The 10,405-nt window shown below is 62.9% G+C and carries 10 protein-coding genes; 7 read left to right on the forward strand and 3 right to left on the reverse strand.

What is annotated here, in order from left to right; translation table 11 throughout:
* Positions 1-197: 197 nt before the first annotated feature.
* Both H5T65_06705 and H5T65_06710 read left to right on the forward strand, forming a co-directional pair.
* Entirely contained in the window at positions 198-773 is a 576-nt protein-coding gene (locus tag H5T65_06705; GenBank protein MBC7258920.1) for a TetR/AcrR family transcriptional regulator, read from the forward strand.
* 20 nt (positions 774-793) lie between these two features.
* A complete protein-coding gene (locus H5T65_06710; protein ID MBC7258921.1) occupies positions 794-4,084 on the forward strand; it encodes an MMPL family transporter in 3,291 nt (1,096 codons plus the stop codon).
* 80 nt (positions 4,085-4,164) lie between these two features.
* Here H5T65_06710 and scpB read toward each other — a convergent pair whose 3' ends face one another.
* The gene (scpB, locus tag H5T65_06715; GenBank protein ID MBC7258922.1) at positions 4,165-4,758 is read right to left on the reverse strand and encodes an SMC-Scp complex subunit ScpB; all 594 of its coding nucleotides are present in this window, start codon (positions 4,756-4,758) and stop codon (positions 4,165-4,167) included.
* Between scpB and H5T65_06720 the strand changes: the two genes are divergently transcribed.
* The gene (locus H5T65_06720) at positions 4,757-5,356 is read left to right on the forward strand and encodes a hypothetical protein (protein MBC7258923.1); all 600 of its coding nucleotides are present in this window, start codon (positions 4,757-4,759) and stop codon (positions 5,354-5,356) included. The genes scpB and H5T65_06720 overlap by 2 nt on opposite strands.
* Here the strand turns inward: H5T65_06720 and amaP are convergent.
* A complete protein-coding gene (gene amaP, locus H5T65_06725; protein ID MBC7258924.1) occupies positions 5,353-5,997 on the reverse strand; it encodes an alkaline shock response membrane anchor protein AmaP in 645 nt (214 codons plus the stop codon). The two genes, H5T65_06720 and amaP, sit on opposite strands and share 4 nt — an antisense overlap.
* 105 nt (positions 5,998-6,102) lie before the next feature.
* Positions 6,103-7,146 carry a DHH family phosphoesterase gene (locus H5T65_06730; GenBank protein MBC7258925.1) on the reverse strand — a complete coding sequence of 348 codons (1,044 nt, stop codon included), beginning with the start codon at positions 7,144-7,146 and terminating at the stop codon, positions 6,103-6,105.
* Between the two features lie 164 nt (positions 7,147-7,310).
* Here H5T65_06730 and H5T65_06735 point away from each other — a divergent pair, with 164 nt between their 5' ends.
* The 4 genes from H5T65_06735 to H5T65_06750 form a co-directional block, all read left to right on the forward strand.
* Positions 7,311-8,105 carry an rRNA pseudouridine synthase gene (locus H5T65_06735; protein MBC7258926.1) on the forward strand — a complete coding sequence of 265 codons (795 nt, stop codon included), beginning with the start codon at positions 7,311-7,313 and terminating at the stop codon, positions 8,103-8,105.
* Positions 8,106-8,132: 27 nt separating this feature from the next.
* Positions 8,133-8,843: a (d)CMP kinase gene (locus tag H5T65_06740; GenBank protein ID MBC7258927.1), complete on the forward strand. Its 711-nt coding sequence runs from the start codon at positions 8,133-8,135 to the stop codon at positions 8,841-8,843.
* Entirely contained in the window at positions 8,833-9,537 is a 705-nt protein-coding gene (locus tag H5T65_06745; protein ID MBC7258928.1) for a 1-acyl-sn-glycerol-3-phosphate acyltransferase, read from the forward strand. Before H5T65_06740 ends, H5T65_06745 begins: the two co-directional genes overlap by 11 nt.
* On the forward strand, positions 9,534-10,405 hold an 872-nt coding region (locus H5T65_06750; protein ID MBC7258929.1), incomplete at its 3' end, for a DUF512 domain-containing protein. The genes H5T65_06745 and H5T65_06750, both read left to right, overlap by 4 nt.

Here is a 10,405-nt window from a genome sequence, read left to right on the forward strand (position 1 = left end):
CGGGAGGATTATACACGCAGTTGGGCGTGTTGCCAACTGCGTTGAGCCTTTTCAACCCCTGTCGCTTCCGGTGCCACAGGTGGGGAGTGAGCGGAAGATGCGCGCACGTGCAATTTGACGTCGGGCCTGCACACGGCTAGAATATGTCTGTCCAGATTGACTTACCGGTCGGTCAGCACAAGTCTATGAGGATGGGCATGATGGAATCCACCAGGGCGCGCATCCTGCAGAAGGCGGGGGAACTGTTCGCCACGCGGGGCTACCGCGCGATCTCCATGCGGGAGATCGCTGCCGAGTGTGGCATCAGCAAGCCCGCCATCTACCATCATTTTCAGGATAAGAAGCACCTTTATCTGGAGGTGCTGGACCGCGAATTGGAGCGCCTGGTAGTCGCGTTGGATGAAGCCGGCGCCATCCCCGGCACGGCGATTGAGCGGCTATCTCGGCTGGTGCGGTGCTACCTGGAGGCCTTGCACCGCCGCCTGTCGCTCCTCCAGTTGCTTTTTCGCGACATCGGCGACCTTGAAGGCGAGATACCGGACTTGGCGAACAAACGTGGCGAAGGGGTGCTACGACCCTTCGTCGCCCTGATTCAGGAGGGTATCGCAAGGGGAGAATTCCGGCCTGTAGATGCGACGCGGACGGCTTTGTCGCTGGTCGGCATGATGAATATCTTCGTAACGCGCACACTATTGCGGCCTGACCTAATCATTGGTGAAGAGGACGTCCTGCACACGGTGGATCTGGCTCTGAACGGACTGATTCCGCGATAAGAGACTGAGGAGGTGCGAAGATGTTCCGGAAGTTGGCTCAGTTCGCCTTCCAGAAGCGCTGGATTGTTGTCGTCGTATGGGCGGTGTTGGCTGCGCTCATGGTTGCGTTCGCGCCGCCGCTCGCGAAGGTGGGAATCACGGATCAGGAGGCCTTTCTGCCGTCGGGTGCGCCGTCGGTGCAGGCAGGGCGCTTGATCGCCGAGAAGTTCCCCCAGGATTCTGCGCTTGGCGACACCATCGTGTTTTTCCGCGCTGCCGGCCTTACAGATGCGGACCTGACGTATGCGCGCAACGTGGAAGATTGGCTGCGTTCCCCCGATGCTCCAAGCGAGGTGTCCAAAGTCATCTCGGTGTTCACCAACCCTGAACTGGAACCGATGTTGCGGAGCGCCGACGGTACGGCGATGCTCATGTCTGTTGAGTTCTCCACGGCGGTGTCTTCGGCACCCACTCACGAAGCGGTGAATCGGATTCGCGAGTACCTGAAAGGCAGTCCGGCCGGGCTTGAGGTGTATACGGCCGGCTCCGCGTCTGTCGCCCGCGACACCCTGGAGACGGTAAAACGCAGTCTGGATCGGACAACGTGGGCCACGATCGCCCTCGTGGTGGTGATTCTGCTGGTGATCTATCGTTCGCCCGTGGCGGCGCTGGTCCCATTGGCGACAATTGGGGTGGCCTACCTTGTCTCCACTGGAGTGCTGGGATTTCTGGCCCAGGCCGGTGTCAAGATGAGCACACAGATGGACATATTCGCCGTCGTGGTCATCTTTGGCGTGGGGACGGACTACTGTCTCTTCATCGTGTCTCGGTTCCGCGAGGAACTCCATCGCCAGCCCACGCGCTTTGAGGCGGGCGTGCGGACGATGGAGAAGATCGGCATGGTCATCGCGGCCAGCGCGACGGTGGTGATCCTGGCGTTCCTGTTCCTGAACGTGGCGAGTTTCGGGATGAGCCGCACGCTGGGCACCGGGCTTGCGGTGTGCATCTTCATCACTTTGTTGGCGGGCCTGACCTTGACGCCGGCGCTGCTCTCGGTGATGGGCACGCGGCTTTTCTGGCCGTTCACGAACGAGGCGGAACATCCCGAACGCGGGTTCTGGCACGACCTGGCACACAATGTGAGCCGAAATGCAGCATGGATTGTGCCGGTGGTGATCATCTGCCTGCTCATCCCGTATGCGGCTTTGCCCAGGATGGTGCGGAGTTTTGACATCCTGGCCGACGTGCCGCGGGACCTGGATTCGGCGAAGGGGTTTGAGACCCTGAAGGGACATTTTGACCCCGGCGAGATTTTCCCCACGCAGGTGATGCTGTTGGCGAAGGATGGAGACATCACAGATGAGTTGGGCACGCTTGACGCGGCGGTGAAGGAGGTTCGGCAAATTCCAGGTGTGCTGCGCGTTCGTAGCCTGCTCACGCCGACCGGCGACTCTGACGGCGCGGCGCTGTTCACGGTGGCCGGGCAACTGGCGCTGCTGTCGGACGGCCTGCGCGATGCTGCGGTTGGCCTGGGCGGCGGCCAGGGTGCCCCAGCGACGGGTTCAGATCCCATCGCGCTTGCCGCTGCGATAAATGCGTATCTGGGTCAACTTGGGGAGGCGTATCCGGAGGTCAAGAGCCTGCCTGCCTACAGCGGCGCGGTTGCTGCTGCGCAAGACCTGCAGGCCCAGGTCGCACGCCTGGAGCGGCAAGTGTTGGTAACGGCGCAACTGGAAACGATCGCCGAGAAGGTTGGCATGCTCGCAACTGGTCTGCGGAGCCCACTGCTGACGGCTACGCCGGAGACACTGGGCCAGTACGCGGGGACTCTGGAGATGCTACAGCAGTACCTGATAGGGCTGGGGGAGGCCTACCCATTCGTCAAGACCGAGGAGAGTTACACGAAGGCGCTGGCGGGCGTGCGGGAAATCGCCGCTGCCTGGGAGCAGGTGCAGAAGGGGCTGTTCGTGTCCGGGCAGATTGGCATGATTGCCGACAGCCTGGATGCGCTGGCCAAGAAATTGGATAACCCCGCGTCGCTGATGCAGATGGACACGTCGGCACAGATGGCGGCGCTCCAGGGTTACATGGCCGAGTTGGCCGAGCGGTACACCTGGGTTGTGGCCGATCCTGCCTTTGTGGCGACCGGTGAGCATTTTGCCAAGATGGCCGAGGCGGCGAGCAAACTGCAGGGCGGGCAAGTGCCCATGAGCGATCTGCCGGCCGTGCTCTCGGCACTGAAGGCGGAGGTTACCGGCATGGCCCAGGCCATGCGCAGCCTGGCGGATGCTTTCGCAGCGCGCGACCCGAAGGCGAGTTTCGTGCCGAAGAATCTGCTGGCGGGCATGACGGCCCCAGGGGAACTGGCACGCAAGGTGGAGGACTTCGGGTTGTCGCTGCTGGACCTTCGCGCGGCTTTTGAGGTGAAAGCGCCCGACGCGCGGTACATGGCGACGGGGCTGTCCGCCGGCGCGGGGCCAGATGTGAGCACGTTGGCCGCGGCCGTGAAGGCGCTGGCGACGAGCCTGGCTGAGGTGCAACGCGGGTTTGAGGGCAAGTCGGCCTATCTGTACCCGAAGGCGCTGTTTGCTCTGACTCCGGCAGCGCAGGCTCTGGAGAAGGCGTTCGTGTCGGAGGATGGCACGGCGACGCGGCTGTACGTCATCCTTGAGCCTGAGCCGTATTCCAATGCGGCGCTGGATCTCAGCGCGAAGGTTCGCAAGGTAGCAAGCCAGGCGGTGGAAGGCACGGGGAGCGAAGTTTACATAACAGGAAGTTCGGTCGCCTTCGCCGACATCCGCCAGGTCTCCAATGAGGATTTCGTGAAGGTGCTAGTGCTGATCGCCATCGGTGTGTTCGCGGTGATGATTGCCCTGTTGCGCTCCATCGTGGCGCCTGCGTACCTGGTGCTGACCGTGCTCCTGAGTTACGGATCCACGCTGGGCGTAACCGTATTCGTGTTCCAGATGCTGCTGGGGCAGGAGGGGGTGAACCTGCTGATTCCCACCATCGTGTTGGTGCTGTTGGTGGCTCTGGGAGCGGACTACAACATCTTCCTCATGTCGCGCGTGCGCGAGGAGACTGAGTCGGCCGAGTTTTTGGAGGGGCTAATCGCCGCCACGTCCCGAACGGGCGCGATTATCACATCGTGCGGCATTGTGCTGGCGGGCACGTTCGCGACGATGATGCTTTCGCCCATGACGATGCTGTTCCAGGTGGGCGCCAGCGTGGCCTTCGGCGTGCTGTTGGATACGTTCGTGATACGGGGAATCCTGGTGCCGGGCATCGCCAGACTGCTCCGTGAGCGCAACTGGTGGCCTTCCAAGAGGTAGGCGACCAAACAGCGGTGCCTTGCAAGAACAGAAGAGGGACACGCCCACGGGCATGTCCCTCTTTGCTTTGCCTGGCGAGGTCAGTGGGGCTCCGGCGGCGTGTCCGTGCCCGGTCTGTGGTTGGAGTTCCCCTCGGGCAGGTCTAGCGGCGGGAGGTCCTCCAGGGACTTCAAGCCAAAGTACTGGAGAAACTCAAAGGTTGTCCCGTATAGAATCGGCCTGCCCGCTTGCTCCAATCGGCCGACTTCTTCCACCAACCCCCTGGAGACCAGGGTTCGCAGGACTCCGTCGCAATTGACGCCTCGGATGGCTTCCAGGGCCGCGCGCGTTATCGGCTGCCGATAGGCGATGATGGCCAGCGTCTCCAGCGCAGGCTGCGTCAGTTTCCCACTCAGTTCCAGTCCCAAGAATCGCTGGATATAGGGGGCGGCTTCGGGCATGCTGACCAGTTGCACCAGGCTACCCTTGCGCTGGAGGCGAATGCCTCGGGTGGCCAGTTGCCGGTCAAGTGTTTGCAGTGCTTCTTCCACTGCCTCCACGCTGGTCTCCAGGATTTGGGCGATGACATCGGTTGGCGTCGGACGGTCGGCCACGAACAAGAGGCTTTCAATCCGCGCGGGCAGACTGCGGGCAGAATCTTCTGTTGCAGGCACGTGTTCGTTTGTCAGTGTCATGCCTCCGTGGTATGATGTCAAGCCGGTCCTTGTGGAGCGAGTCGTGATGCGAAAACTCTCACTGCTGGCATTGGCGTTGCTTTGCGTTTCCATCGCTGCCTGCAAGCCCCGGGCAGAGGCGACTCCCGCGTGCGGCGCGCCGCCCCAGATTGCTTACTCCGAGGAACTGGCGCAGTCGCTGGACGCGCGGCTGCAGCCTTACCTTCAGGGTCGGACGGGCGAATTCGCCTTGCAGACGACTTCGCAGGAACTCACGTCCTGGATCACCTACACGGCCGCCATGTGGTCTGGGATACCGGCCCGAGATGTGGTGGTCTGGTTTTCGCCCGATCACGTACACTTTAGCGGCGTGATCACCCGCGTGCTCGTGTTCTCGTTTCGGGTTCAGGTCCATGCGCACGTCTCGCTGAGCGGCCAGGCGCTGCAGGTTTCGGTGGAGCAAGCCTGCCTGGCCGGGATTGCATTGCCCGGATGGGCTAGAAACCTGGCGAGTCGCATCATCACCGATACCATCGCGGACACGGGGCCCTACGTGCGGTTGGAGTCGCTGGAAGTCGGCGACCATTCCCTCCGGGCAAGCGGCCGGATTGGCTACTAGGTTTGCGGAGGCTCTGGTGCTGGCGGGGGAGCCTCTTGCGGTGCTGCCTGCGGCTCGGCGGGTGCTGCCTTGGGTGTGGGCGCGACCGGCGCGGGCTGTCGCTTGTCCAGGGGCGGCACGGACATGTGGCGCACCGAGACAATCATCTTGCCCAGTGTCAGGCCCATCTGCTCCTCAATGACCGAGCGGGTGATCTGGCTCATCTCCTCGGTCTTGGCGGGGATGTTGACGTCCTGCGTAGTCTCAATGTCCAGCGTAACGTCCACCCGCTTGCCCCTTGCGGATACGTGCGGTTTCACCGAGACAATCTGGGGCAGTTGGTCCAGGTTGTACTGGAGGCGCTGGGCGACGGATTCCACGGCAATGCGCGCTTCGCCGCCGCTGATCTTCTCCACGCGGACATGCTTGGGGGCAGGGCGTCGCAGTTCTAGCCACAGCAGGACGACGCACAGGGCCGCAACGCCCAAGAGCGCGATGGTCATGAGGAGCCAGCCCTGGAAACTGGAGACATAGGTCTCCAGTGCCAACACGAACTCCCCGGCGACGGTAAGCGCCTGCTTGGGCAGCACGACCACGGCGGCGCTGATGAGGATGATCGCGATCAGCAGCAACACGACGACCACGCGGTTGAAGATATTCATGGTAATCCTCCTGGCCTTTTGATGAAGGCTTCCTGGATTTGATTATACGTCTCCCGTCGGGGTTGTCAACCGGTCTGCGATGGCTCGCTCGCAATGGCAGTGGCGTCAGATGAGCGGCCTTCCGTCCGATGGGGAAAAGCCCATGATCTCGGCGAATCGCTTCGCCAGGCGATTCTGGGCAGAGACAGGGCTTCCGCTGAATCGGATGCGCCCGCCTGCGGCCAAGCCATGGCCTCCTGCACTTCCGCTTCCGGCGACCAGTTGCTGGATAACCTCTCCGGCGTTTAGGTCCGGACTGGTGGTCCGTAGGGAGAGCACGACCTCATCTCCGAAGACCGCGATGCTGAGCACCCACACGGCTCCCTGCAAACGCGCCAGAAGGTCTGCCACTTCGGCCGCCATGTCCGGATGACCGATAGTGTCCAAAGTGGTAACGACGACGTTCCCGTAGAGCCGCGCTCGGCGCAAGGCGCGCCCCATGATGGCGAAGTAGTCGCGGGACAACTGGGCGCGCTCTATGGCTCCGAGGGTCTGCAAGTCGGCGCGTTCGTGGAGGTACAGGTACGCCAGCGCGTCGGCGCGGCTGGCCTCTCGGCTCAACCCCAGGGTGTCGGTTTTGATGCCATAGAACATGGCGGTGGCCAGGGGAGGATGCGGCTCCACGGACATTGCCCACAGGTATCGCGTAACGATCGTTGTCGTCGCGCCGAAACGCGTTTGGACGTCGCGAAACGGGACGGCGACAGTACCAGCGGAAAGGGGGTGGTGATCAATGACGGCTAGGGGAGCAAGGGATGCCGGTAGGATATTGTTGCCGGTTCCCGGCTGTGTGTCCACGAGAAGGGCGGGTTTTTCCACGTCTAGATCGGCGTCGGTGGCGCGTTTGAGCGGGATGCGGAGGAGTTCCACCATGGCGCGGTTTTCGGCTCTGCCGATCATCCCGCCATACAGAATGGTGGCCTGACATTGGAGGGTGGACTCCAACAGCCATGCGAGTCCCCAGGCCGACGCGATGCTGTCAGGGTCTGGGTCGTTGTGGGTCAGGATCACCACGTCGCTGTGGCCGCGGAGGAGGCTCAAGAGGCGCTCCACGCGGCGGCGAACGGTGATGTAGCGTATGGCCTCTCGGTTGGGGGTTCGCCCTCGCATGTGTTGCTCTCCGTCGGATCTCTTGCGAATTGTAGCGATTTGAGGCCGGCACGTCAAAGATACCTTAATTCGCGCCGTGCTCTCGTTCTGCCGTGCAGAATTGACCGCAATGCGATGTCGGGCTACAATGGGCGCGAAGTTCACCTCTGCCGGAATTGACTTGCATGAAAGAGGAGCGCCTCCAAAAGATACTGGCGCGGGCTGGGTACGGCTCTCGCCGAAGTTGTGAAGAACTGATTACCGCGGGTCGGGTTCGTGTGGACGGGAGCGTGGCTGTCCTCGGGCAGAAAGCGGACCCGGACCGGCAGGTGATCACCGTGGACGGCGAGCGCGTGAAGATGCCCGAGACGCTGGTCTATCTGGCGCTGAACAAGCCGCGAGGCTTTCTGTCGGACACGGAGGACGCGCGCGGCCGCAAGACGGTGCTAGACCTGGTGCCACATCAGGGGCATCTTTTCGCCATTGGCAGGCTGGATCTCACCAGCGAGGGCTTGGTGCTTCTGACCAACGACGGGGACTTGGCCAATCGCCTGTTGCACCCTCGCTATGGGCACGAGCGCGAGTATCGGGTGCGGGTGGCAGGCCGTCCGTCGGAGGAAGTCCTCAGGGCGTGGTCGCGAGGCATCCTGCTAGATGGCGTGAAGACGCGACCGGCGCAGGTTAGCATCCTGCGGGCCGAGGGCGGCGACACATGGCTCCGGGTCGTCATGCAGGAAGGCAAGAAGCGGCAGATACGGCGCATCGCGGCGACGCTGGGGCATCCGGTACGGGCGCTGGTGCGGGTGCGCATCGGGCCGGTGCACTTGGGCAGACTTGCGCCGGGGGAATGGCGGGCGCTGACGCCCAAGGAAGTCGCAGCCCTGCGAGAGGCAGTCCGCTCGGACAAGCGAGTCAAGGAAGGCGACGAGGCTTCTGCCGGTCCAAGACGCAAGCGGGGCGGCGGGGAGCGTAGCGCCTGAACGAAATCTGTGTTATGGGGAGTGAAAGTGCCATTACCGTCTATCATCGCCATTGATGGTACCTCTGCTTCGGGCAAAAGCACTATTGGAGGATTGCTGGCGAACCATCTGGGTTATGTGTTCTTTGATACAGGGGTGATGTACCGGGCTGTTACCTGGGTTGCACTGTCGCGAGGGATTCCCATATCGGACGAGGAGGCGATCACGCAACTGGCGCGAGACGTGGTCATCACAGTTGAGCGGCCGCATGTTGACGATGGGCGGCCGTACACGATTCGTGCCGACGGGGAGGACATCACCTGGGAGATTCGCAGCCCCGAAGTGGATGCGGCAGTTTCGCCGGTTTCGGCCTATCCGGGGGTTCGCGCGGCGTTGACTGTGCAGCAGAGGCGGATCGGTCAGCAGGGGAGAATCGTCATGGTGGGCAGGGATATCGGGACGGTGGTCCTGCCTGAAGCGGATCTCAAGATATTCATGGATGCCACGCCGGAGGAACGGGCGCGCCGTCGGATGCTTGAGATGCGCGCGCGCGGGGCAAATCCCAAGTTTGAAGATGTGCTCGCGGCCATCCGCCGCCGCGACCGATACGACAGCGAGCGGGCCGTGGCTCCGCTGACCAAGGCGGACGATGCCGTGTACCTGGATACGACGGAACTATCCGTGGAAGGCGTTCTGGAGCGGGTTCTTGATCTGGTGGAGAATTGGGATTGCGAGGAGAAGGGGCAAGATGTGGACTAGACGTGCGTTGAACTGGCTGCTTCGGCTTGCGTTTCGCCTGTTGACGCGGCTGGACGTGCGTGGGCTGGAAAATGTCCCCCTGGAGGGCCGCCAGATTCTGATGTTCAACCACGTCAATTTTCTGGACGCCCCGCTGGCGGCTGCCTTCTGGCCGCGCGAAGTTGAGGTTCTCACGAAGGTGGAGAACCTGCGCTCGTGGCTGCTGGGGCCACTCATGCGCCTGTATGGCGCGTTTCCGGTCAATCGCGGCGAGGTGGACCGCCGCGCGTTGACGCGGGCGACCTGGGTTCTGGAGAGCGAGCGCGTGTTGCTCATCTCACCCGAGGGCACCCGCAGCAGGGGGCGGGGGTTGGGGAAGGCAAAGGACGGCATGGCGCTGCTGGCAGTTCGGACGAAATCTCCCATCGTGCCTGTGGCGATCTGGGGACAGGAGCAAGTGATCCCCAGCCTGCTGCGCCTGCGGCGGGCAGAACTCCACATGATGGTGGGCAGGCCGTTCCGTTTTGACTACGAGGCGACGGGCAAGATTGACCGCGAGGCGATTCGGCAGATGACGGCCGAAGCCATGTACATTCTGGCGGCCATGCTGCCGGAGAGATACCGCGGGTTCTACAGCAACCTTGCCGAGGCCACCTCGCGCTATATCCGCTATGATACCGAACCGGACGTATTGAGGCAGCATACGGCAGCATGAGCGCACGCACGGTTTGCGGCCGCATCATCGGCGTTGAGCCGACGAGTTTTGCCGGGCGACTTGGATTGGCGCCCGGCGATTGTTTGCTCGCCATCAACGGGGCGCCCGTGCGCGATGTCCTTGACGTGCAGTTCTATGCGTCCGAGGAAGAACTGGAACTGACATTCGCGCGGGGTGGGCGGGTTCAAACCGTCAGGGGCGTGCGGGCCTATAGCGAGGCATTGGGCCTGGAGTTTGAGACCCTGCTCTTTGACGGCCTGCGGGTGTGCCACAACCGCTGCGAGTTTTGCTTCGTGGCCCAGATGCCCAAAGGGCTGCGGCCGAGCCTGTACGTGCGGGATGACGATTATCGTCTATCCTTCCTGACGGGCAGTTTTGTTACACTGACCAACCTGACCCAGGCCGACTGGCGACGCATTGAGGTGCAGGGGCTAAGCCCGCTGTATGTCTCGGTTCATGCGACCGATCCCGCGATCCGCTCGCGGCTGCTGGGCCGGACCAACATTCCGGACATTCGCGAGCAGTTGCAGCGCCTCGCTAATCTGGGCGTGGAGGTGCACGCGCAGGTGGTGCTGGTGCCCGGCGTGAACGACGGGCCGGTGCTGGAGCGGACGATTGCCGACCTGGCGGCGTTGTATCCCGCCGTGGCGTCGGTCTCGCTGGTGCCGGTGGGCGTGACCCGATTCCAGCGTGCCGCGATCCGTCGGTACGGGAAGAGCGAGGCGAGGGCGCTTCTTCGGCAGGCGCGGGAGTTGAGGGGGCGCTTCGCGCGTGAGTTTGGAGCGCGCTTCGTCCACCCCTCGGATGAGTTCTACTTGCTGTCTGGGGCGAGCGCGCCGCGCGCCTCGGCGTACGAGGGCTTCCCGCA

This window comes from Chloroflexota bacterium, assembly GCA_014360805.1.
GTDB lineage: Bacteria > Chloroflexota > Anaerolineae > DTLA01 > DTLA01 > DTLA01.

What these genes read in the sequence shown, in the direction of transcription:
- H5T65_06745 (MBC7258928.1), top strand. Translation starts at nt 8,833, where the DNA reads ATGTGGACTAGACGTGCGTTGAACTGGCTGCTTCGGCTTGCGTTTCGC.
- H5T65_06735 (MBC7258926.1), top strand. Translation starts at nt 7,311, where the DNA reads ATGAAAGAGGAGCGCCTCCAAAAGATACTGGCGCGGGCTGGGTACGGC.
- H5T65_06705 (MBC7258920.1), top strand. Translation starts at nt 198, where the DNA reads ATGATGGAATCCACCAGGGCGCGCATCCTGCAGAAGGCGGGGGAACTG.
- H5T65_06720 (MBC7258923.1), top strand. Translation starts at nt 4,757, where the DNA reads ATGCCTCCGTGGTATGATGTCAAGCCGGTCCTTGTGGAGCGAGTCGTG.
- amaP (MBC7258924.1), bottom strand. Translation starts at nt 5,997, where the DNA reads ATGAATATCTTCAACCGCGTGGTCGTCGTGTTGCTGCTGATCGCGATC.
- scpB (MBC7258922.1), bottom strand. Translation starts at nt 4,758, where the DNA reads ATGACACTGACAAACGAACACGTGCCTGCAACAGAAGATTCTGCCCGC.
- H5T65_06710 (MBC7258921.1), top strand. Translation starts at nt 794, where the DNA reads ATGTTCCGGAAGTTGGCTCAGTTCGCCTTCCAGAAGCGCTGGATTGTT.
- H5T65_06730 (MBC7258925.1), bottom strand. Translation starts at nt 7,146, where the DNA reads ATGCGAGGGCGAACCCCCAACCGAGAGGCCATACGCTACATCACCGTT.